Annotated in this window: 16 protein-coding genes; 5 read left to right on the top strand and 11 right to left on the bottom strand. The window is 47.8% G+C overall.

Translation table 11 applies throughout. The annotated features are described in order from the left end of the window. Window positions 1-4: 4 nt before the first annotated feature. Window positions 5-1,525 (bottom strand): DNA recombination protein RmuC, encoded by a 1,521-nt coding sequence (locus tag ELAC_RS01935; RefSeq protein WP_098037599.1) that lies wholly within the window; start codon window positions 1,523-1,525, stop codon window positions 5-7. A 288-nt stretch (window positions 1,526-1,813) separates the two neighbouring features. Between ELAC_RS01935 and ELAC_RS01925 the strand changes: the two genes are divergently transcribed. After that, a complete protein-coding gene (locus ELAC_RS01925) occupies window positions 1,814-2,521 on the top strand; it encodes a phosphatase PAP2 family protein (protein WP_098037597.1) in 708 nt (235 codons plus the stop codon). Continuing rightward, window positions 2,509-3,111 carry a transcriptional repressor LexA gene (gene lexA / locus ELAC_RS01920; protein WP_158227776.1) on the top strand — a complete coding sequence of 201 codons (603 nt, stop codon included), beginning with the start codon at window positions 2,509-2,511 and terminating at the stop codon, window positions 3,109-3,111. Before ELAC_RS01925 ends, lexA begins: the two co-directional genes overlap by 13 nt. Here the strand turns inward: lexA and ELAC_RS01915 are convergent, their stop codons facing one another. After that, on the bottom strand, window positions 3,112-3,954 hold the full coding sequence (locus ELAC_RS01915) for a CDP-alcohol phosphatidyltransferase family protein (protein WP_098037595.1): 843 nt from the start codon (window positions 3,952-3,954) through the stop codon (window positions 3,112-3,114). It abuts the gene before it with no gap. A gap of 120 nt (window positions 3,955-4,074) precedes the next feature. On the opposite strand from ELAC_RS01915, the gene ELAC_RS01910 reads away from it, so the two are divergent. Further along, entirely contained in the window at window positions 4,075-4,326 is a 252-nt protein-coding gene (locus ELAC_RS01910; RefSeq protein WP_098037594.1) for a hypothetical protein, read from the top strand. A gap of 559 nt (window positions 4,327-4,885) precedes the next feature. Continuing rightward, complete coding sequence (locus ELAC_RS01905; RefSeq protein ID WP_098037593.1) at window positions 4,886-6,253, top strand: hypothetical protein; 1,368 nt, start codon at window positions 4,886-4,888, stop codon at window positions 6,251-6,253. A 47-nt stretch (window positions 6,254-6,300) separates the two neighbouring features. Here the strand turns inward: ELAC_RS01905 and bshA are convergent, their stop codons facing one another. After that, entirely contained in the window at window positions 6,301-7,434 is a 1,134-nt protein-coding gene (gene bshA / locus ELAC_RS01900; RefSeq protein ID WP_239414312.1) for an N-acetyl-alpha-D-glucosaminyl L-malate synthase BshA, read from the bottom strand. Window positions 7,435-8,004: 570 nt separating this feature from the next. Between bshA and corA the strand changes: the two genes are divergently transcribed. Further along, a complete protein-coding gene (gene corA, locus ELAC_RS01895; RefSeq protein WP_098037591.1) occupies window positions 8,005-9,069 on the top strand; it encodes a magnesium/cobalt transporter CorA in 1,065 nt (354 codons plus the stop codon). Between the two features lie 62 nt (window positions 9,070-9,131). Here the strand turns inward: corA and ELAC_RS01890 are convergent, their stop codons facing one another. The 8 genes from ELAC_RS01890 to ELAC_RS01855 all read right to left on the bottom strand — a co-directional run bounded on the left by ELAC_RS01890 (window position 9,132) and on the right by ELAC_RS01855 (window position 22,438). Continuing rightward, window positions 9,132-9,833, bottom strand: a complete 702-nt coding sequence (locus tag ELAC_RS01890; protein ID WP_098037590.1) for a PIG-L family deacetylase — start codon at window positions 9,831-9,833, stop codon at window positions 9,132-9,134. Between the two features lie 151 nt (window positions 9,834-9,984). Beyond that, window positions 9,985-11,232: a multicopper oxidase family protein gene (locus tag ELAC_RS01885; protein ID WP_239414310.1), complete on the bottom strand. Its 1,248-nt coding sequence runs from the start codon at window positions 11,230-11,232 to the stop codon at window positions 9,985-9,987. A gap of 7 nt (window positions 11,233-11,239) precedes the next feature. Beyond that, window positions 11,240-12,613 carry a TolC family protein gene (locus tag ELAC_RS01880; protein ID WP_098037589.1) on the bottom strand — a complete coding sequence of 458 codons (1,374 nt, stop codon included), beginning with the start codon at window positions 12,611-12,613 and terminating at the stop codon, window positions 11,240-11,242. A gap of 287 nt (window positions 12,614-12,900) precedes the next feature. Further along, on the bottom strand, window positions 12,901-13,551 hold the full coding sequence (locus tag ELAC_RS01875; RefSeq protein WP_098037588.1) for a hypothetical protein: 651 nt from the start codon (window positions 13,549-13,551) through the stop codon (window positions 12,901-12,903). Window positions 13,552-13,594: 43 nt separating this feature from the next. Next, a complete protein-coding gene (locus ELAC_RS01870) occupies window positions 13,595-14,563 on the bottom strand; it encodes a hypothetical protein (protein WP_098037587.1) in 969 nt (322 codons plus the stop codon). Window positions 14,564-14,783: 220 nt separating this feature from the next. Further along, window positions 14,784-15,359: an outer membrane protein gene (locus ELAC_RS01865; protein ID WP_143406411.1), complete on the bottom strand. Its 576-nt coding sequence runs from the start codon at window positions 15,357-15,359 to the stop codon at window positions 14,784-14,786. Window positions 15,360-15,367: 8 nt separating this feature from the next. Beyond that, entirely contained in the window at window positions 15,368-16,879 is a 1,512-nt protein-coding gene (locus ELAC_RS01860; RefSeq protein ID WP_098037585.1) for a hypothetical protein, read from the bottom strand. A gap of 387 nt (window positions 16,880-17,266) precedes the next feature. After that, complete coding sequence (locus ELAC_RS01855) at window positions 17,267-22,438, bottom strand: hypothetical protein (protein ID WP_098037584.1); 5,172 nt, start codon at window positions 22,436-22,438, stop codon at window positions 17,267-17,269. Between the last annotated feature and the right edge of the window lie 708 nt (window positions 22,439-23,146).

Here is a 23,146-nt window from a genome sequence, read left to right as displayed (position 1 = left end):
GGTACTAGCCCGCCCCATGATCATTCACGAGGAAAGCTGCCGGCTCAATCGGCTTTACCTCTGACTCCTGTCCTACCTCGATTGCCCTGATAAGCACTTCACGTGGATGCTTTTCAACGGGCTTTATCTCGGTAACGGCCGGCGCCTGGCTTGGAGCCAGTTCATGAAACCGGCGCGCCTGTGGCAGGAGCCTCTGCTCGAACGAGCCTACGGTGCTATTATAAGCCTGAACGGCAGTTTCCAGTCCCTTCCTGATCGAGTCAAAATGATTGAGCACTGTATTGAAGCGATAGAGCATCTCGCCGCCAAGCCGCGCGATCTCTTCGGCGTTTTTGGCCACCTTTTCCTGGCTCCAACCGTAGGCAATCGCTTTCAAAAGGGCGATCAAAGTGGTGGGTGAGGCTAATATTACCTTTTCTTGAAGCGCCTGCTCTATAAGCCCTGGATCTACCCGGAGAGCGGTGCTGAAGAAGGTCTCTCCCGGAAGGAAAAGGACGACAAATTCCGGTGTTTTATCAAATTGCTCCCAGTAGCTTTTCGAGGAGAGCTGCGAAATGCGGCTTTTTACCTGCTTGGCGTGGGCTTTGAGCTTCTCTTCCCTCTCCTCTTCTGTTTTAGCCTCCTGAGACTCTAGGAAAGCCTGGAGCGGGGCTTTGGAGTCGATGATCACGATCTTATCGCTCGGAAGCTTAACCAGCATATCAGGCCGCATGCGGTTTCCGTCCGAAACCACCGTTTCCTGCTCGACAAAATCGCAATATTCCATCATGCCGGCCATTTCGACTACCCGACGCAGCTGAATCTCTCCCCAGTTGCCCCTCGCGGCCGGAATTCTGAGGGAGTGCACCAAGCTCGCTGTCTCCGACTCCAGCTTTCTCTGGGCATCTAGAAGGTGCTTCACCTGTTCTGTGAGGGAGGCGTATGCCGAAACGCGGGATTTTTCCATCTCCTTGACGGTGCCGTCCACCTCTTTCAACGACTCTTTGATCGGTTTGACGAGCTCGAAAATGGCCTGTTCTTTGGCTTGAAGGGCACCCTTAGCCGTTTCCTGCATTTTTTCAAAGCGCGCTTCGGCAAGCTGAAGAAAACTTTCGCTGCTCAGTTTCAGCGCTTCCTGAGAAAGCGACTGAAAGCTCTCTTTTAAGTTGGATTTCGCCTCTTCGATGATCTTCAGCTTTTCAATATTGAAAGATTTTTCGTCTTCAAGCGCCTTTTTGGTGGCCGAAAGCTCGCTTGCAAGTTCTTTTGCCTCTTGCCGAAGCTCTTTCAACTCCTCTTCAAGCAATCCCGCAGCCCTCACTCTTTCTTCCAGGCACGCTTTGCGTAAGAGAAGTTCATCCATAGCCTCTCTTAGGGAAAGGTTCTCCCGCTTAGCCTCTCGCAGCGCCTCTTCCTCGCTTTCGAGCCTATCCTTCAGATAGCCGATATCTCTTTGCAAAAGGGCTAATTCCCCGCGTTTTTGAAATATGAAGTAGAGAGCGACTAAGCTAGCGGCAGCCAGCGCGATCAACAGGAAAGAAGACATGAAAAACCTCTGAAAGGGGCAATTATGAAGAGGGTCAATAATTTCAGCAAGAGGCTTGACAAGGATCTGTTTGTAAATATTAATTTTACTTCATTCACGAAGCACCCTTTTTCCCTTAGGCATACCCTCTTTCAATCGCGAGGGATTTTGCTTTGCGAAAAACCAAATTTTGAGACACTTTCAATTTGCGGACAGCCTCTAAGATAATCCTTCTGATACGTTCTTGTCTTTAAACTCAAAGAAAACGATGATATAGCAATAAACAAAGTGCGACGCTCATTTCATCTTATGCGATTTTATCTTCCGGTCTTTTTACTTGCTCTCTTCGCGCCTTTCTCTGTCCAGCTAGATATTGCTGCGAGCTCCTATTTTTTTAACCCGGAAAGCGGTCACTTCTCATCAATTCCGCTTTGGGATTTTTTCTACAACTGGGGAACACTGCCTGCGCTTCTCACTGCAGTCGCCGCTTTGGCCCTTCTTGCCGTCTCCCTGTTCGTTGCCTCTCTCATCAGGTTCCGAAAAGCCCTAATCTTAGTTGTACTGACTTTGACCCTCGGATCGGGCCTGATTGTCCACGGCCTGTTGAAAGACCATTGGAGCCGGCCGCGCCCGCGGCAAACGGTCCTTTTCGGCGGTCCCTACCCTTTTGTTCCCTTCTATGTTCCCCATTTCAGCGGTACAACAAAAGCTATACCCGACGAAGATCTTCCGGCGAGCGCCGGCAGCAAAGAGGTGCTCCGTTCCTTTCCCTGCGGCCATTGCACTATGGGATTTTTCTTCTTCGCGCTGATGTTTGCCTTTAGACGGCACGAAAAGAAGAGCCTCGCGGCCTTGGCTCTAGGATTGGCTTTGATTCTGGGGTTTTTCCTTAGTCTTTCAAGGATTGCCGTAGGAGGGCACTTCCTCTCTGACACGCTGGTCTCTTTGGCTATCATGTGGCTGACGGCTGCACTTTTGGATCATTATCTTTTCAGGAAGCACCCTTGCCCAGTCTGACGGAAAAGCAAAAACAAATTTTTGACTTTATCGACGAGACCGTCAAAAAAACCGGGACTGCCCCGACGTTCCGGGATATCTCGGCCCGGTTTGGATTTTCCTCTTTGGGAACCGTCTATAGCTACATCCATGCCCTGAAGAAGAAGGGGTATCTTGAGGAAAGCCGCTATAGCGCTTTGGCGGTCAGGGAAAAAAAGGAGGTCCGGGGCGATCTGCTAAACCTGCCGATCATCGGTGAAATCCAACAGGGTAAAGCGCCTAAGATGTATAACGAGAACTTAAGCTGCCCGGTGCCGCGTTCATTCGTGCTGGAAGAGGCATCTGCCTATCTATTCTTGGCCAAGGGCGAAGAGCTTAGAGACGAGCTCATAGCGGAGGGCGATTTCATCGTCGTCCAAGCCGGAGTGGTGGCAGAAGACGGCGACACCGTCTTTGCCTACGTCGACAATGTCGTTTATATAAGAAAGTTCCACCGCGATGGGGACCTGATCTTGCTCCAGAGCAAGAAAAGAGAGGCAGCCCCCCTCTTCTTTAAAGAGGAAGAGCTGCAAGTCCAGGGAATCATCACTGCCCTCATCAGGCAGTATTGATTATACCACGTCCTCCTCTTCCGGAGCCGGTTCGAAGTCTTCGAGCGTTTTAGCGCGTTTTCCGGCGATCAGGCGTGCCAGATAAAGAATCAGCGACACGACCAGATAGAGCCACGACACGGCGAAAAATGTCAGCGGAAAGTCATGCAGTATGCCGAAAAAGAGCAAAAGTGTCAGCAGGATGGATAGAAATACAATCTTGAAAGAAGCCACCTTGATGTGCAGCGACTTTAAGCTGGGGAAGCGAAAGCGGCTGATCATCATATAGCCTAAAAACGTAAGTACAAAGACCATCACCCAGATGGTTGCTTCCTTGGTAAAAATTTCCGGTTCAAGGGAGCTCCACTTAGCAAGATATAGATTTGCCGAGATGCAAGCGCCGCAGGCTGCCGGTATGGGAAGTCCGGTGAAGTTTTTCTTGGCAGCTGCCAAAAGCTCATCGTCGTGCTGAATCGTGTTTTTGTTGATGTTAAACCGGATCAGTCTCAACACTCCACACACGGTAAAGACCATCGCTGCAAAGGTGATCAAAAATGAGTAAGATGTTCCCGGTTCCACTGAAAGAGTTTTAAGTACAACGACAGCAGGAGCCACACCAAAAGAGATCGCATCGGCAAGCGAGTCAAAAAGCCCGCCAAATTCACTCTCTGCCTTCATGACACGGGCAATAGCTCCATCGAGTAGATCCGCGAAAGCGGACAGGATCAATATCCCCGCAATACCGACCAACACGTCGACAGACACGCCACCTATCGGCGTCATACTCATCTTAAAAATGACAAAAAGTCCGCAGGCAAGTCCAAAGGCAGTGATGATATTAGGAAGCAGGGAAATATTTCTCATGAGGCAATCCGTAAATTGGAAAATTGATAATTTTCATAGGCTTAAGAACTTGTACTAAAACTCACATCAGTATGCTTTGCTGCTGAATTGGCCGATTAGGCCCGGAAAAATTTTCAGGATATGATTCCAAAAATTTTTTCGGGGCTGATAGGACAATTCGGCAAGCAAAAAACTGAAAGACTCTTAAAACTTGGGCTTGGCAAAGAGAAAGCTCTCAAAGCCCTTGTGCCAAATTTTGACAGGCTTTCGGTATATTTCAGATCCTTTCCGCATTTTAAGGAACACCTCCCGGAGATGCATCTGATCAATGCGTTGAAAAATGAAAACGCTCCTCAGGATTTACGGTTCGTCCATGAACAAGGTTTTTTGTAAATTTATTCCAAAACCATTGGTTCCACTCGACTTTAACAAAAAAAATTGATTTTTGTAAAAGATTTTCAAACAAAACAATCCACGCAATTTTAAACAAACTAACCAATCATTACCGGATAGTCAATTTTCTAATTTTCAATCATAGTAAAAAAAAGAGAATTGCATACTAAAGAATACTCTTGTACATAGAAATTATGCCAGCCCGAACTGGCAGGATGACAGTCTCTAAAGCCGGAGAGTTTTCAACCCCAACTCGAAGAGGAGGGGTGAGGCTGTCTCAAAAAAATTCTGGTAGTAAGCAAGCTTGGCTGTTAGGAAGCGGAAATGAGCGCTCTCTAACTTAAAAAGCACTTACCGAAAGTGTCTCGAAATTTCGGTAAAGCACCAGAAAACGAGGAAAGAGCTCTTCTTTCCTATCCTTACAAGAGGCGTGCTTAAGATCTTATTTAAAAAAGATCGTCCAACGCAGAGCCTCTTTAAGTAAAGCGGCAAGCAGAGTGAAGAAGGAACAACACTTTTCGCACCTATTCAATCTTTGATACTTAGGAGTTTTCAACCTATGGCATTTTCAATAAACATCCAGCTTTTGACTTCTGCCGCTAATGAAAACTTAGACCACAAAGCAAAAGGAGGGAGTATGATTTCGACGGATCAGATAAGAGAGGCCGGTGAATCGACATGCTGCCCACAAGCAAACTTGCCAAGAGCGATCTCTACGGCGAAAAAAAACCTGGAGAGACGCATCGCTTCCATCGCAAGCGTCATCCAGGAAGAGCCCAAAGAAGTATTTCACAAAATACAGCAAATCACAGTGAAAGCCGAGACCGATCTTTTGTGCGCATTCGGGGAGGAGGAGGAGGAGCTTGTGATCAGAACGGCTTGCAGCGCCCTGCAAACGCTCTATCACACAGAGTGGCTATTCCGCTATTCGGCCCTGCTCAATATAGCCAGCAAAGCCGGAACCCGTATTTCGTATGCTTCTCAGGAAAATAATTTCGAGCTCGACTTTGAAGACGAGTTGTCTTTTGAAGAGCATGAAAGGCAGCTGCGGCAAATCCTGCTCGATGTGAAGAAGGAAATCAAAGATCTTGACGAATCCAAAAAAATGGAGTGCATCAACAAAGCAATTCAGTCCATCGAAGAGCTCCTGATTGCGATTGAAGTAAGCATCTCCGTCCTTTCTCTCGCGGACATCAAGCGCAAAATCGAAATCAGGATCAACTATGCGTGGGATAGGCATGACCTCGAATTTGAAAATGAAAGCGCGCAGATTGAAGAAATCGTTAACGGCGCTCTCAGGGAAATTCATGGAAAGAGCGATCTCGTCGACAAGTACCGGCTCGTCAGCGATGCAAGAGACAAGTTGGAAGAGGTCGATATTAAGATCGAGAAGGAGATCGCCCTCAAAGAGATTCACCTGAAATGGAAGGATGTCAAACAAACGATAGAGAGTCTTGATGAAAAAAAGGCTTATGGAATGAGCTTCAAGGAAGAAGATAGCTATGCCGACAATGCCTTGCAAGACTGCAAAGATGTGATCGGAAGTATTCACAAACCACACTCTCCCATAGGATTAAGCCAGGTCTCTCAACTGTTTGTGGCCGCCTCCGGGGCGCTCTCGACTCTGGAGTGGAACAAGAGCCAGATATATCTCAAATATGGCATCGAGCGCATCGAAAGGGGCATTAAATTCAAAAAGCTCAAGATGCACTACGACGGAATCAATGAAGCGAAGCTCGAACAGTTCAAACGCTTCTCGAGGCATCTGCTTGCCAATGCCGAGGAGGAGATGGTGTACGGTTCGGTGATAGAAGATCCCGTGGAGAAAAAAGCGCGGGAGAAGACATCAAGACCGCCAACCATCCCCTTCGAAAGGGTTGAGCGCGTCGTGGAAAAGTCCATGCAAGAAATAAAAAGCTATCAATAGGCGAGCCGGGGCCCCTTATAGATAATTCGAGGGGCCCCTTTCACAATTTAAGGAGTGTCCAAAATCTTTCGATAATAGGCCTCGTATTCCCCTACGATGCGCTGAGGGGAAAAGAGCTCTCCCGCCCTCTGCTGACCATTTCTGCTCATGGTCTCATAGAGGATAGGGTCACTCAAAATTTTAAGTGCTTTCTCAGCCATCTCGTCAATTGCCCCGACAGGAGCCAAAAAACCTGTCTTCCCATCCTCGACTACCTCAGGAACGCCCCCTACCTTACTGGCAACCACGGGGATGCCATAAGCCATGGACTCCAGCGCGACAAGGCCAAAGCTCTCCTGCTCGCTTGGCAGAAGAAAGAGATCCGATGCCGCTACAAAACGGTCGATTTCGCGGCTGTGGCCGAGAAAATGCACCGATCTCTCGATCCCTTTGTCAGCAACCTCTTTGCGCACCTCACCAAGCGCCTCCCCGCTTCCTACCAAAAGCAGTTTGGCCCCGATCTTCTCTTTTATGCGGCAGTAAATGCGAAGGACGTCAAGCGCTCTCTTGACGGGCCTGAAGTTGGAGGCATGAATGATCAGTTTCTCCTCTTCGCTGGCGAAATAGCCGCGCAAGGATTTATCACCCATCACCTCTGGCTTCGGAATGAAAAAGTTATAGATGACCTCAATCTCTTTTTCTATCCCGAAGTGTTGCTGTGTCTTCGCCTTCAAATCCTTAGAAACAGCCGTCACCCCATCGCTCTCCTCAATACTAAACTTAACAATCCTCGAATAGCTTGGGTTCTTACCGACTAAAGTGATGTCGGTGCCATGGAGCGTCGTAATGATCTTCGGTCTTTTCTTACGGAGTATTTTCCTGGCAAGGTAAGCGCTGGTCGCGTGAGGAATGGCATAGTGCGTGTGCAAAATATCGAGATCGTTCTCCTCGGCCACTTCGCTGATTTTGACCGCCAGGGTCAAAGCGTAATCGGGATATTGGAAGAGATCATACTCGTCAATCTCCACCTCATGAAAAAAAATATTTTTTTCCTGTAAACGCAGGCGGAAGGGAATGGCATAGGTGATAAAATGCACCTCATGCCCCCTCTTGGCCAGTTCATGCCCCAGCTCCGTCGCCATCACTCCGCTTCCCCCGACTGAGGGGTAGCAAACAATTCCAATACGCATACTTTCAATCACAATGATCCTACTACCGATCAATTTATCCCGAAAGTGTCTCAAAATTTAGCTTTTGGCAAAGAGAACGCTCTCGCTTTCGCAAGATTATAAATCAGCCAATAGTATGCCGAAAGCCTATCAAAAATTGGCATGAAGGCTTTGAGAAAGCCTCGGGATTAAAAGATGACAAATCACCTCATATTTCTAATATTAGGTGACTTGTCATCTTTCAATCTTCGGGAGCTTTTTCTTTGCCAAATCCAATTTTTGAGACACTTTCGGTATATTTCTAAACAAATAAACATCTCAATTAAATATCCAAAACATGGTCTCATTAATTAAAAGGAATTCCCCCAAGAAAATGTCGCACTGAAAAACTCCGTTTCTCCGTTTGCAAATTCACCCCTACTTGGATAAAATGAGTAATAATCCTCCACTTGAAATGGAGTCGATGCCCATGAACCTCTCTCCATAAAATATTTCAGTCGTTCCTCAGGCCGTTTAAAGCCCCTTTGCGATGAAAATTGTATCGAGACAGGTTCATACAGATAACCTCTCCCTAAATTTAAAAAAGGATCGACCGGAATTCGCATGACCTCAATCATTAACAAAAGAGTAAAAAAGTATGGACTTCCCCCGGGCGCTCTTGTGCATACAGGGAAGGGTAAGGAAGAAAAGATTCGCCTGACTCTCATCGATTATGACGTCGACACTTTGAAAATCCGGGACAATGTCTCTCTCGATGAGTGTTTAGACTCCATGATCAAACCCAATCCTACCTGGATCAACATATCAGGCATCCACGACATCCAGATGGTTGAAAAAATCGGCCGCAGGCTAGGCCTGCATCCGCTTCTTTTAGAGGACATCCTCAACAGCGGGCAGCGCTCGAAAGTCGACGACTACAAGGATGCGCTCTACATTGTTTTCCGTCAGCTGAAATGGGAAGAGGGTTTAACCGAGATAGACGACCAACAGGTCAGCATCGTTTTAGGAAGCAACTATCTCATCACCTTTTTAGAGTCCGACTCCGGCATCTTCAAGCCCATCTTAGAAAGGCTAAAGGTAAAAAACAGCAGGATGAGGACACGGGGAAGCGACTACCTCGCTTATGCCCTCGCTGACTGTCTGGTAGACCACTATTTCATCACATTGGAGAAGATGGATAACAGGATAGAGTATATTGAAGGCTCTCTTGTCGATCATCCCTCTACAAATAAACTGAAAGAAATTCAGCATCTTAAAAGACAGATCAGCCACTTGCGCAAAGCGATCTGGCCAACGCGTGAAGTTGTCAGCAAACTGATCAGGATGGACACTCCGCTGATCCGTGAATCCACCAAAATCTACCTGCAAGACGTTTACGACCACGTCATCCAGGCGATCGACACTATCGAGAATTTTCGGGATATTGCTGCGGGAATGGTTGAGCTTTACATGTCCAATATCAACTTCAAAATGAATGAAGTGATGAAGATCCTCACAGTAATGGCTACCATCTTCGTCCCCCTGACATTTATCACCAGCCTTTATGGGATGAATTTTAAACATATGCCTGAACTGGACTGGGAGTGGGGATATTATTCGCTCCTCTTCATCATGCTATTCATATCGCTAGCTATGTGGAGATTTTTCAAAAGAAAAGGTTGGGTCTAGTACCCACCCTTACCTATACAAAAAACGTCTCAATTTTTTTTTAGCACCCCTCTCGAGATCAATCAGACCTCCCTCGTCCCTCTTGATATGATCAGAGGGGTGTCGACAATGACGGGGTTTCCCTTAATCAACCCTTGAGCGTATTCAACTCCTGCCATATCTCCAAACTTGCGCGCCGACCGCATGTTCCATCCCACATAATCAAAAGTCTTCATCTGGCTGGCGTGGCATAGCATCATCTCTTGCCAAAGATCTTTGTAGGGAGTGACATCGATCAGGAAGTCGGGATTTTCCTGGTAGGGAAAAAGATAATGCAAGATACCGTCGACCTGATGCTTTCGCTTATTCGGCACCATCTTTTCAAGGCGGGCATAACGGACCGCATTTCTTGCCATCTGGCCGCAGGCAAAGTGATCGGGATGGCTCATCACCCCCTTCCAGACGGGAGCAAATACAAGCTTCGGTTTCAGATCCCGAATGACGCCGGCAATTTTCTTCCTGCCCTCCGGAGAGTCCACTATCGAGCCATCTTTGAAGTCTAAGAAAAAACGCTTGGCGCCAATCACTTGGGCAGCCTTCTCTCCTTCCTTTCTTCTCAAAACAGGGGTTCCGTGCGTCCCCTTCTCCCCGGAGGTTAAATCCAGTATTGCTACTGCGCTTCCTTCCGCCGCCATTTTAGCGAGAATGCCGCCCATACAGAAATCGACGTCATCGGGATGCGCGCCGATCGCTAAAACGTCAAAAGAATTTGTCTTCTTTGCCATGCCTAAATCTCCCCGGAGTCTTTGTTCAAACTCCACTATACAAGCTTTGCCTTGGATATGCCGAAAGTGTTTCAGAATTTGGCATGGGAGCCTTTAAAAAGCTCTAATGCAAAATTTTGAAAGTCTTTCGGTGTAGTGCAGACTCTGAGGCCTACTCTTCCAGCAGCCCTTCGATTTCCTCTTTGGATGCGGGAGATGCCACAGTGCCCGGCGGGTTTTGATACCACCCTCCTTTGTCATCCTCCGGATTATCCCGCACTTTCATGACGGTGAACATTCCGCTCATCTCAATGGTTCCAAAGGGACCCGGTGTGCCGTAGTGCATAAAATTTTTAGGCCGGGGCATCGAGTGCATTTCATGAGAAAACATCTCTCCCATGCCTTTGGACCCCATCAGCATAAAACCTGGAATCAGTTTTCTCGCCTTATCCATTTCTGCTGAGTCCAATTTCAAATCTATCAAGCTATAGGTTTGATGACCCATGCCGTTCATGATGTGATGCGACTTATGGCAGTGTATCGCCCAGTCGCCGGCCTGATCCATTGTAAACTCGATCTCCCGAACGGAACCGACCGGGACGTTAACCGTCACATCTTCAAACTGGGCATCAAAGTTAAATCTCTCGACACCATTGGACGTCTCCCTAAATACCGTTCCGTGGACATGAATGGGGTGGCTGTTCATGGACAGGTTGCCAAAACGAATACGGACCTTCTCACCCGTTTTGATCGATAAAGAGGGGGTTGTCGGCCATACAGTGCTATTGAAGGTGAAATAGTTGAAATTGACCATTTCGGAGGGAATAGGTTTGCTGCTTCCCGGCGGGATTGCCCACTCCCCCAGCATGATCAGAAAGTCACGATCGGGCTGCGACCCTCTGAAACTTTTTGGATGGATCACAAAAAAGCCTGCCATGCCAAGAGCTATCTGCGTCATCTCGTCATAATGGGGATGATACATATAGGTCCCCCACTGATCCAGGGTAAACTCATACTTGTAGGTTTCCCCCGGCATAATGGGTTTTTGACTAAGACCGGTGACACCATCCATCCCGCTCGGCACTTTAATTCCATGCCAATGAATGGTGGTGGGTTCCGGAAGCTTATTGGTAACGAAGATCCGAACAGTGTCTCCCTCTGTCGCTTCGATGACAGGGCCTGGAGTCGAGCCATTATATCCCCAGGCATCGACAAAAAAGCCGGGACCCATCTCCTTTTTCACCGGTTCGGCGATCAGGTGAAACTCCTTAACTCCGTCCTTTTCCCTGTAAGGAAGCTTGGAGCCTCCCGGCATGGTGGTGATACTATCAGGTATCTGCCATTGCCCCGCTTCAAGATTGATGACTAAAAATAGGGACGCCAGCAACATCAGATTAAAGATTTTTTTCAATAGTTCCACAGGGCACCTAATCATTTAAAGATATCTGCATCGCTCTTTTCAGTCGGACAGCCTCACGCATAGCCTCTCCTCGCACCTGGTGGTACCTTTTAGAGGCTTCTAGCTCCCTTCTCTTGGCATCCAAGAGCTCCAGCGGAGTGACATTCATGACATTGTAAAGGTTCAATTCGCTTGTAAAGCTGCTTTTGGCCGAATCCGCCCTCTCTTTTGCAAAAGATAATTTATCCTTTGCAGCCGCATATTTTTTGATGGAAGCGGAAATTTCTTCCTTAGCCGTCATCCAAGCCATCTGACGCTGAAAACAAAGAGCCCCAATTTCATAATCGAGACGCTGCCTGTCACTCTGTCCTGAGTTGAAAAGAGGGATATCCAGCACCCCTGAAGGCCCTAAAGCGTCATACTTTTCAGGATCATGCTTAAAGTCGATTCCGAGTGAGGAGAACGTGTAAGACAAGGGGGAGTAGAGAGGCCTCATGGAGTAAAGACGCCTAAGATCGTAGTTTAAAATCGCAAGATCAATCCGATCGCATGCTACCCTATCGATCTCATTTAAAACCAAAGGGGGAGCGCTCTCCTCGGCCTCTTCCTTAATGCTGATGGTGCCGTGGTCTACTCCCAGGAGAACTGCCAGCTTTGAGAGAGAGCTTTCGAAATTAATCTTTGCCTCAGCCTCATCCTGCTTAGCCTCCCACAGCTCCATCTCCGCCTCAAAAAAAATCGCATCGCCAATATTTCCCTGAGCGTGGAGTTTTTCAGCCAGCATAAATTTTACTTCTGCCGCCAACTTGATCAGTTCAGTGGTTTTAACTATTGATCGAGCCTCTTGCAAAGAGTAAAAAACCTCTTTCACTTGATTAATTAACTTCAGGGCTTCTTTCAATACACGCATTTGTTCGCTGAAATACGCCTCTCTAGCTGCCTGTCTGCGATAAGGCATCAGAAAGAGATCGACAATTTTATAACTGATGCCAGCTTCAACACCCTTATCAAGACTGCTTCTGCTAGGAAAAAACAGGCTGAAAGCGAGGGAAGGATTCGGGAGAAGCATGGTTGCTTCCAAGTCAGCCGCCTTGATGCCGATTCCCATCATCTCCATTTTAAGGGCTGGATTATTCAGGAGAGCAATCTGAGCTGCCGATTCAGCATCAAGCCGACTATTCAAAAGAGAAACGGGCACTTGACTCTCCCCCGCTTTAAGAGCAAGTGTCTCCGTGACAGCGACTGCTGCCCCTGCCCTTTCCAAAAGAGCCTGTTCTACATAAGTGCCCTGAGGTTGAAAGGTTCTATGGCATCCGCAAAAACAAAGGAAAATGATGAACGACGCTCCTCTCAGAAGGGAGCTTTTGAACGCTTTAAATTTTTGGCCGCTACATTCTGTCATCTTTAGAGCACGGTTTTAAACAAAACGAACCATAGCCCCTTAGGAAATGAGTGTCAATTATACCGAAAGTATCTCAAAATTTGGTTTTTGGCAAAAAGAAAGCTCTCGCGATTGAATGATCGCAAGTCACCTCATATTTCTAATATTAGGTGACTTGCGATCATTCAATCCCGAGGCTTTCTCGAAGCCAAAATCCCAAATTTTGAGATACTTTCGGTATATACCGAAAAATTTTCGTAACTGAGAGAGCCAGTCCACACACTGAATTTGAGTTTTAGGACAAGCTCTCAGATGAAGGTAAGAGCGCTCACCGATTTTGGATACTCCTCTTGAAGACACTCTGCCGCTTCGATCAGAGCCGTCAGGTCCCCTTGGTCCAGAGCGATCAGCAAAACATTTTGATCCTCAACTGATTGCCTATTCTTTTTAACCCACTTAAACCATTCATGATACGAGTAGGAAGAGGTAGTCGGGCGGTAGCTGAAATGGCATCTGCCCCCCGTTTGTTCTGTTTTAAAAATTCTATGTTTTAAAATAGGGACGCAGGGACATGCAAAAAAAAAGGAGCAGTTTTCTGCCAGAGCGCTATGAGGGTTGCCGGATAACCTTCGTTTCTCATACCACGGAAGCGAGAGAGGCACCACGCAATCGGGCAGAGGCTTCCCTTGATCGATCCAGTAAGCGGACATATACGCAGCGATGGATTTGGAGAGATAAGATCTGCCGCCAGCATAGTGCCTTGCGATCATCCGCTGGGGGCCTCGGCTTTCAAAAACTGTGACAAGTTGCTTTAAGGCACTGGATTTGACAAGACACTTTCCGCCTCTTTTTTCGTGGCGCTCTCTTTCTTGATAGCAAAAGGGGCAGAGATCGTTCGGATCAAGACAGGTAAACAGCGAGAGGCAGGGTGAACAGAGATTTTTTTCCTGCTCCTCCAACGGGCAGGCGCATGAGAGACAGAACGGAGGGAATAATAGATCCTTAATCCCATCTTTTAGGCTGCCAAATAGCCTCAAGGTTGAATGCCGCAAAGGTAAAATCACTCCCGTACGCGTTGCTGATATACGCTTCAATGTCTTTACGAATCTCGTCGGCAAATTGAGGGTAATTGGCCTTAATGGCCTGATCTATCTTCCAGCCGATTTTGGCGATATCGAGGAGGGCGTTTTCGCGAATTTTCATGGAGGGTTCTTCGTATAGCTTGCCCACATCCAGGTGAATAGGCTCTTCACCCACAAAACCGGTATTGTGCATCACGCCATGATCGTGATCGAATAAGCCTTTTTGATATTCGGCAACATAGAGGTCGAAAATTTTGTGGATCTTGTCCTTTGCTTCGGCAACACGTCCTTCCTTGAGCAGCCCGTAGATGATCTTTCGTGAGGTTTCTACTCTTCTTTGCACAACAAACGTAACATCATCAAGATTGACGGTCCATTTAAGACCTATTTTATCTTCGATCTCAACCGCCTTCTTCAGGTCGTCTGTTCTATTCAGGTGGATAAACAAAAGCCCGGCCTCTTGCCGGTGAACTCGCCAGGCTAGGCGATACGCCCCAAAGACGCTGTTCAGCTTTTCTTCCTTGCGTAAGATTCTCTCTCTCTTCCACTCCGCGAGCGGACCGATAGCGGGGACCGAAAGGAGGAGGAAGTTAGGTCTTAGATGCTTGAATTTAAAAAATTTCAAAACATACTTTCCATCCTGGCTGACAAAAGCGTAGGCTTGCGCTCCCTTGCCGAGATAGGTAAAGCGCTGGTTGAAAATAGTTTCCAACTCCTTTTTTTGGGAGTCGTTCAGCGAGATTTCCCACTCTTTTTTGTGTGGCATTTCATGGGTAATGCTAGAGAGACGGAAATCGTCGGTAACACGCAAGAAGGTCTTGATCGAACCTGCAATCAAGGCCAGGAGGACGAGAGAAAAAATTAATCGTTTTCGTACAGAACGATTCATAGCGCAAACCGTGGATAAAAAAAATCTTTGGTAAGCATTGTAAATGAAAATTCCCGAAGAAGCAAGGCTTTAATCTGCGGGTTTAAGCTCTAATCTTTTTTTGATTTATTCACCGAAGCGAGCTTCTAACTATAACTTTTTTACTTTGCCAAAGCTAAGTTCGCTCCGGTAGACACGTTTTTAAGAGCCTGTACCATAACGAAAGCGTCTCAAAATTTGTTTAAAAGCGAAGACCAAGTCCTCCGCCCACCTTGACGCCCCCGGTGTTGATGTTGTGGCCGGAAGTCTTGTTTTTGCTCTTAAATTCGTAGGAGTTAATACCATAGTCAGCAAACACGTCGACATAAAAATAACGGGAAAAGCACCACTCCGTGCCCAGTTTAAAGAGAGCCGACCACCCGAATTTACCGGTGTGGTTGTTGACATAGGGAGAGTGATCGCGAAATTCCACGTGGGCCACGCCGGCGCCAGCACCCACATACGGTCTTAAACACCACCAGGGTTCGAAATAGTATTTCCCGCCAAAGTTAAGCGCCCAATTCTCCATCTCGGATCGGTAGTGGCTTTCACTTGATCTGCCATCCGCTTCGAGATAGCTCAGGTTGCTAAACAAGGTGAAGCATTTGTTGAGCGGAATGCCCATTTCGATCTCATATTCGGTAAATCCAGTTCCATACAGGTCGCGCATCGTCGAATTCTTAGGGATAAAGAGAGCCGTGCGCGCTTCAATATCAAAATCGAAGCCAAATGCTACGAAGGGTAGAAAAAGACATAGGGATAATAACACTCTTCGCATGAAAGACCTCATCTGAGTTCGATAGTAATAGGCGCACCTTCTACGCCTAGGGAATTGACGGTGGAGACTTTGTATGTCACTTCCTTTTTCCTGTCGCGGTTGTGGAAGTCGAGACGGAAGGGTCCTGTCAGGGGAAATTGCCCTACCAGCTTTGTACCTTCCCTGAAGCGGTAAGCTACAGCTGTCGGATCGTCGGTTGCGCTCCAGGAAACAATATGAATTCTGTCTGTCTGGCAGGGGAAACGGTCTTTTTTGACCCTTCCCTGAATTTCAGCGGGCGGCGAGGGCGGCACGGCAAGCAGCGAGAAAGTACCGGCGGCATCGGTATTGCCCCCTGATTCAAAAACGGCAAACGCCGTGTGGTTCAACGAAGAGAGAGCCCCTCTGGGGTTTCGCAGTGCTAAGGAGGAAGTCGCCGCAGTTTCTGTCTGAGACCATCCAAGGCCCGGGTTGAAGTAGGCGCTTCGAATTTCATGAACGGAGCCTGCATTGTAAGACCACTCGGCAAAGAAATTTTTATTGTCGTCTTTGGTGAGGGATAAAACGGATGTGGGTTCTGCGATCCCGGCAACGCCATGAGACCATTCTTTCCCGTCAAAATAGGAAAAGGCGACATTGTTGTCTTCATCCAGCCAGATCGAGAGCGCAATACCGGTTTTATCGACTGCACAAAGAGGACCTGAAACGGCTGCTATCTTCTTATTGCTGATCTTTTGAGAGTGGAACAATTGGCCTTTATAGAGTTGATTTGCCCAAATAACACTCTCTCTTTTCCAGACAAAGACAACGTTGCCGGAGTCGTCGATTCCGACTGAAGGATATTGATTGGGTTTTTCACTTGTCACATCGAGGGCCGGACTCCAGACTCCTCCGCTATAGAGGCTGTAACGGATATTCCCATTCGATCCAAGCCAGGCGGCAACTGCCGTTCCGCTATTGTTGACGGCGACGGACACGAGATCTGTTGTCGAAGTAGCTGAGCTGTCTAAAACTTGCAGAGCCGACAAAGACACGCCGTTGATCGCCAACGCTTGCACCCCATTGACAGAAGAGATCCAGGCCGCGGCAAACTGCCCCGTGCCGGATGCGGCAATCGAGGGCTTGGACAATGTACCTGAATCGGAATAAGCAATTCCCGAGTTCCATCCTGACTGATTTAGCTGGCTGAATTCGATCGCGGGCTTGGTCTGATCACGTTGGATAACATAGGCCAGATTTTGCTCACTCATCCCAATCGCGGGGGCATCTTTTCCTGTTTCCTGAGGGATTGATATTTGAAACGGTGTCCCCCATGTATTTGTTTCTGGGTCAAATTGCGAAGCCTCTATGACGCCACCGAGGCCGGTGTTGACAAAGACAGCAATCGCGTTGCCACCTGGGTCAACTCCCACATCAGGACTCGCTCCTGTATCCCCTACAGTAAAGAATTGCGTGGGCGTCCAAGACGCCTGAAGTCCGGGCGCGCCGAACGAGAGAAAATATACTAGCGCAAGAAGCTTACACTTTTTGAAAACAGACATATTGAATCACCTCAAGGAATGTCTCGTATGCGAAAAAATCGGACTGGAGTCCCTGGCCGGAAAAGAATCTCTCCGGCCGGGGCAAATGAACACCTTCCACAAAGGAGCGAGCGAGCGGCGGCTTGACTTTAGAACAACATAAGACCGCAGCACCGATGATCTTTTGGGAGCAAGGAGCGCCCTCAGCATAGAAATATCTGATTCAAATGAGTTTTCCTCCAGGGCGCCGCCGCTGGAGTCAGGGGTAATATTTAACCGCTATGACCCCTGACTCCAATGGTGATCCCGAAGGAAAAGAAATCGAATCAGGCTGATTTATATTTTGAGGGCACGCCCTAAGTTCAAAGAAACAATCTATCTGTACTTTCCTAATAATGTCCAGGGCTATTACCGCGATGCGGTCTCTTTCTTCTTGGCGCCATCTTGCTTTTGGAGCGAATAGACAGGCTTGCTATAGGTTCCCTTAACCGTCACTGTGAAGAGCTCGGCGAATTTAAGGAGAATATTATATTGTTTCATCCGGATCTGCATCCTCACATTCCCGTCAAAATCGACATAAGAACCGCTCTCCCCGGCAAGAAAAAACTTCGATCCCTTGCCTTCGCTGAAAACATCTTTTAACTTGGTGATCTGAATTTTTTTATCGGCCACAGTAAAGAAGATTTCTCCTTTGACGGGCGTGAGCGACGCAGGATTCAGACCAAGCCTTGTCACAAGCTCAAGAGGAATCTGGAACAGGGTATTTTGGAACAGGCTCTTTGAAATATTCGAAAAGCGCAGCCAACCCGATGCCTGGCAAAGTTCGGGCAATCCTGGGCACAAAGCGACATCGCTCACATCCAGTTCATTGATTTTCAGTGCTTTATTTTTCACCATCGGCTCGCCGTTCAGCGTACGGATAGCCGCGGGACGAAGGCCGCGGACAGTAATGTGGGGTGTATGCCATGTTCCCCCTTCCGCAAAGGAGGCGGTGAGCTGTTTAATCTCCGCTTTACCGGCAGGATCTTCGATGACCAAATCAGAAAATAAAGCTCCATCCAGCCCGGCCTGAACATCCGCATGGATATCGCTGATCAGAATTTTTTTTACCGAAAGAGATGAAAGAGCGATCTTTCCCCTGGCAATAGCGGCTTGTCCTTGCTCGTCGGAAAGAACAATCGTTCCCGAAAATTTCCCCCTTCCATGTTGAAAAAGCGGATCCGGTTCTTTCTCCCCGGGCTTGGAAAAAAGAGTCAGCGCCTCGGCCACATCGATATCTACCGATCCGTGAAGGACTCCTCTTTCTTTTTCATCGGCCGCAAGATCGACATCAAGCCCCGAAAGAGAACCGTACGCTTTGACGATTTCAAATTTACCCTGAAGATCTTGCCTCCACTGCAATGACAGCCTTTCATCCTTTCCGGCGGCCCTGACTGACTCCATCAGCTCAACGGTGCCTTTGCGCCGGAGTGGATCGTTCGTCTGAGCTTTAACGCCGATCCATTTGGATCCCACAAGAAACTCGGACGACAATCTAAGCAGATTGTCGCTTCTTTCCACCATAAACTGTTTAAATGGTCTTTCGCCACCCATGAATAACATGACGCCCTCTTCCAACGAAAAGCTCATTTCACGCCTTTCATCGTTATTGAAGACAAAAAGATCGCCATGGAGAGAAGTGCTTCCCCTGAAATCGGGCAAAATCGACGGATTTAGCTCAGGAAAAGCCTGTCCGATAGTTGCGACGACTCCTTTGAAAGCATCGGGCACGATAGTAAAACTGAGCTTGGGAATTTTCAGGCCCTCTTTCGTCATGCGGATCGGATCCTTTCCTGAAAAAGCTGCCCCCTGAGGTCTGCTATTCGTGGAGGAAACCAGCTGCGCTTCGATGCCTTGCACCAGCAGTCCCTCGCGGCTTAAATAGGTCAACTCGAGGGGCTTTTGCAGCTCAGCCCTGGTTCCTCCCATCTGCAGCCCCCCCTGCAAGTTGAGCTTCACGGTAAAATCGGGCTGACCTTCGCTGTCTTTTCCGATGTAAAAATCCCCGCTTCCCTTGACTTTACCGCTTAAATCTGCAAGAAAGGACTCCGGCAAATTGCTAATCAAGCTCATGAACTTGGGGGTGGCTTCAAAGAGACGCACCTTCCCTGCCAATCCCTTTTGCGGATCAAAAGCACCTTCCAGTCCTATGGCCACCACGTCCTTGATTCCGCCTCCTAAAAAGCGTATCTTCCACACATCCTCTCTTGCTATTTCAGCTGCTATCGAAAGATCATCAAAGATAAAGTTGTGCAAATGCAGCGTCCTAGCCCTGTACGAACCGCTGATTTCCGCTTCCTTAAAAGAACGTCCACCCACCTGAAGGCCATGAAAAAGCATCTCATAGTTAAATCGGGCCAGTTCAAGCTCGTAATTTAAATTCACTTCCAGGATGCCGGAAACTTCGCTTTTCTCCTTTAACGCCCCCGCTGGGAGAGAGGCAACAAATTTTGCCACCGTCTCCCGCAGAGATTTATCGGAATTGAAAAGATCGATGCTGAGGCCAAGGTCAAAACGAGCGACCTCATCCCAATCAAGAAAAGCCAGAGAAAACCGCTTGGGTGCGATTTGCAGAACATGGGATTTTTCTTTGTCCGGCAAGATGTTGATGATCAGGCTCTCGCCCCTCTTCTCACCCTGCATGGTGCCGATCAGGCGCATCACCTCTTTGCCGGCCCCTTCCATCCACACATTAAACTTTCCATTTCCATTCCTGACATCATCAATCTCGATCCCGTCTGAGGAAAGAAAGTACTCTTTGGGTTTTTTCGGATCTCCCACTAAGAGAGTCCCCTGAAGCCCCCGAACGCTTAAAGCTCCACCCGTCTCATACGAGACCGAAAATCCAATTTCACGAAAAACAGCGTCCGAAGTTCCCAGAGAGATAGAACCTTCATAGAGCGACCCATTGATCTTTGAGTCGACAACAGTACCTGAAGGTCTCACCTTAAAATAAAATTGACAATCCCCCTCTCGCGAAGATATTTCCCCATCGATCGGCACGTAGGCGATATAGGAACCGCTCTGCAGGTGGGAGAGAAAGTTTTTTAGATCCATTGCCCGCCCAGTGATCGCACTTGTGCCGACGAAAATATCCAGCACTCCCTTTCCCGGCAGGGAATAATCCACAAGCGCGTTGCCTTTGAACAAAATCCCCGAGGAAAGAGCCTCAATCTTTTGTACTTCCACCTTTTCGTCTCTCGGACAGATCTGGCAGGAGACATCCTCGAAAACGATGCCTGACCCCTTGTCTGTATAAGTTCCCTGCATCACGGGGATCACACCGAAATGAGTGCCCTCTTCAAAGTTGAAGACGTGGTTTGCCGGCGTCAGGTTGTCTTTATGAGAGTCTTGGCGATAAATTCGGTCAATGTCGATTGCAAAATCTTCTCCTTCGAACCGGATGTTTTCCGCATCGTAATGAATTTGCATCCCTTGGCTGTCGAACTCGCCTTTGATGATTGCCTTTCCAGACAATTCCAGGGGGGCTGGGTCGCCCTCCGCGTCGATGAAAAGGAAAGGAGCAATCCCCTTGCTTAGATCCATTTTATCAAAAAAGAACCAGCCATCTTCGATCCGCAGGCGTTCCCTAAAAGGTTTTGAGGCAGCCTCTCTTACCACTGTATCAAACTTAGATGATGAGGAAACGCTCTCTCTTTTAACCTCTTCCATCTCTTCTTTCGGCCGCTCCTTAGATTTAAGAGCCTTAAATCCAAAATTACCACTGGCTATCGCTTCATGATTTTTCCCGGAAACAGAGAGCACTCCTCTAAACTCGACATTTTCATCCCCCTGGCGTGCGAAAGCTTCCAGATAGACCGTTTCATCGGAATAGTTGCGGCGTATAGCGCTCGCAAACTTTTCCGGAAAATGCTCTGACAAGTTGACGAGAGGCGACGCAAACGCCAAAGCCGCTCCTTTAGGGTTGGCGGGATCGAAATCGATTCTCCCAAAGACGCCCTGGATAATTCCTTCTGCTTTCAAGTGCTTCAAGGCGCCATTTTCAACAAGTATATCTGCATCACACTGGGTCGCCAGGTAGTCCACAGGATCCTTCCCTTCCACCCTGCCATTTTTTATCCGCATATCCGCTTTTAGACTACCCTTCGGGTCTTTGGCGGCAAGATTTAAGCCGACTTTTAAGAGAAGTTCATCGGATTGGATGATCAGATTGTGTTCTGGAAATTTAATCGAACTGTTTTGAAAAGCGATGCTGTCGACCTGCACTTCTTTGAGCACTTTGCCCAGAAGATGTGCGTAAGCTTTACCCGAAAAAGTCCCTTTCTCGAAGTTGAAAGCTGGCAAAACGGGGGAAAAACTGGAGAAGGCATCTTCGAGAAAGTTAAATTCCCTTTCGGTAAAATCCGACAGTGTCATGTTCAGGCTGCGCCATCCTCTGCCCATCTCGGTCAGGCGCGCCTCCAGCGCGGCTCTTGCGTGTTCATGATAGGCCAGCTGCAAACTGACAGAAGCTGTTTCGCTCCCGGCATGCAAAACATTGAAGTGGCCTTTTCCCTCAAAAGGCAAGGAGCGGTTTCCATGTAAGCCAAAACCGGTAAATTGCACATGGATGGTTTTCACTGCCTCGACATAGACAGACCCTTCCTGGAAAGTAATGAAATAGGGTTCTCTTCCCTCCGGAATCACTTCAATTTTCGCTTCTTCTTTCAAAGAGCCTTTTCCGATCACGATGCGGGGAATTTTTCTCTGAAAATCGGCATCAAAAACAAAATGAGGTATCCTTCCTTTGAACTTGCCTTCGGTATCGGCAAAAGAGACCTCGTTGAAAGACAGCCCCCCCTGAACTGCAGCGACGCCATTTTTGCCTCTTGCGACCAATACATTACCGTCCAATGTTCCGCTGCTAAGCCGAATGCGGTCGATAAAAGGAAGCGAAGATGCCAGGAAATTAAAAAGGGGGCAAACCTCTGCTTTACGGCAGTGAATGGCGAGGCTCTCTTCCAGGGGATCGGTTCCGTTAAAGCGAACCAAGAGACTAGAGCTGTCCGCAGCAGACTGAATATGCAACGTGCTTCTTAAAGGGTCGTGAATCTTAAGCGAACCCTCCACTCCATATTCGACGGTACCACCTCGATCGTCAAAACGGATGATTCCTTTTTGAATATCAATCTCAGCCTTGACTGTCAGCAGCGAAGCGCTGGTTTTAAAGTGTTCTGTCAGCCTGCCAAGAGAAGATCCGGTACCGATGGATACCTGAGGACTGTCCAAATGGGCTTGCAAGGTAACAGAAAGAGGCCAGAGGGAAAAACCCATTTCGACCCGTGTTTTGGCAATAGTGAGGGTCAGACCGCTGTCTTCCTCAATCGATTTGAAGCCAAGGGTAAGCCCTTCGACTTCAAGAGCGCCATCGTCTGCGAAGTGCGCCTTTTGATAGGTGAACTCTCCACCGCTCGAGCTGGACATGACGGAGGAGGCGTAGGAGCGAAGCAAAGCGACTTTGAAATCAGATGCGTAAGCGATCATGACGACACCCGCCACGAGAACCAGCGCTAAAAGTCCAAAGATCCATTTTTTTATCATTTTCTAAAACTACATCCCAAATTTTGAGATACTTTCGGTCTATACAGAAAGTGTCAATATAATGACCGATTTAAGAATTTGCCAGCATAACGCAATCATGCAATTGGGGCAATTTAGAGTCTTCGGACTTTCAGGCAGCGGGTGAGCGAAGCGATCTTTTAGAACCCTAAGGAATGAACGAATCTTTAGGCCAAAAGCGTCTCCATTTTTTGGTTAACCAAGAGAATCCACTGGAGATTGAAAGTCACAAGTAACCTACCATTAGAAACATGAGACGGTCCCCGTCGCTCCATTACAGGACTTTCAGAAAACCGCCTCCTCCGTTTTTGAAATACTTTCAACATACCTTTTCGTTTGACATTTCATTAAAATTTGATACTTTATGGGTTTCTTGGTTCTTTGGAGAACAAAGATCCCTGAGAAAAAGTTGAGGCCATGGCCTTATTCATCATTTGAGGATAGCACCTACGAGACTGTGGCGGATTCGGGTTCGTCAATTTGGCGATTATACCTGCCAATTTTGATTCATTTTTTGGGGTTCATACGCCGTAGCGGATATTGGCTCCCGGAAAGGATCAAAAATAGACAGCCGCGCATCCGAAGCTGTCTCCGGTACCCAGCCTTATGAGTTTTGATGGGTGGGTAATGGGTTTGACAATGTTATTGGCTCAAGATATACCAAAAGTGTCTCAAAATTTGAGAACCTTT

The sequence above is a fragment of the Estrella lausannensis genome, assembly GCF_900000175.1.
Classification (GTDB): Bacteria; Chlamydiota; Chlamydiia; order Chlamydiales; family Criblamydiaceae; genus Estrella; species Estrella lausannensis.
The sequence above is the reverse complement of the archived record's forward strand: the minus strand, read 5'-3'. Positions and strand labels throughout refer to the sequence as shown.

Bases quoted from the DNA above. Each gene is read 5' to 3' on its own strand.
- ELAC_RS01935 (WP_098037599.1), bottom strand. From the start codon at position 1,525: ATGTCTTCTTTCCTGTTGATCGCGCTGGCTGCCGCTAGCTTAGTCGCT.
- ELAC_RS01925 (WP_098037597.1), top strand. From the start codon at position 1,814: ATGCGATTTTATCTTCCGGTCTTTTTACTTGCTCTCTTCGCGCCTTTC.
- ELAC_RS01915 (WP_098037595.1), bottom strand. From the start codon at position 3,954: ATGAGAAATATTTCCCTGCTTCCTAATATCATCACTGCCTTTGGACTT.
- ELAC_RS01910 (WP_098037594.1), top strand. From the start codon at position 4,075: ATGATTCCAAAAATTTTTTCGGGGCTGATAGGACAATTCGGCAAGCAA.
- ELAC_RS01905 (WP_098037593.1), top strand. From the start codon at position 4,886: ATGGCATTTTCAATAAACATCCAGCTTTTGACTTCTGCCGCTAATGAA.
- corA (WP_098037591.1), top strand. From the start codon at position 8,005: ATGACCTCAATCATTAACAAAAGAGTAAAAAAGTATGGACTTCCCCCG.
- ELAC_RS01890 (WP_098037590.1), bottom strand. From the start codon at position 9,833: ATGGCAAAGAAGACAAATTCTTTTGACGTTTTAGCGATCGGCGCGCAT.
- ELAC_RS01880 (WP_098037589.1), bottom strand. From the start codon at position 12,613: ATGACAGAATGTAGCGGCCAAAAATTTAAAGCGTTCAAAAGCTCCCTT.
- ELAC_RS01870 (WP_098037587.1), bottom strand. From the start codon at position 14,563: ATGAATCGTTCTGTACGAAAACGATTAATTTTTTCTCTCGTCCTCCTG.
- ELAC_RS01865 (WP_143406411.1), bottom strand. From the start codon at position 15,359: ATGCGAAGAGTGTTATTATCCCTATGTCTTTTTCTACCCTTCGTAGCA.
- ELAC_RS01860 (WP_098037585.1), bottom strand. From the start codon at position 16,879: ATGTCTGTTTTCAAAAAGTGTAAGCTTCTTGCGCTAGTATATTTTCTC.
- ELAC_RS01855 (WP_098037584.1), bottom strand. From the start codon at position 22,438: ATGATAAAAAAATGGATCTTTGGACTTTTAGCGCTGGTTCTCGTGGCG.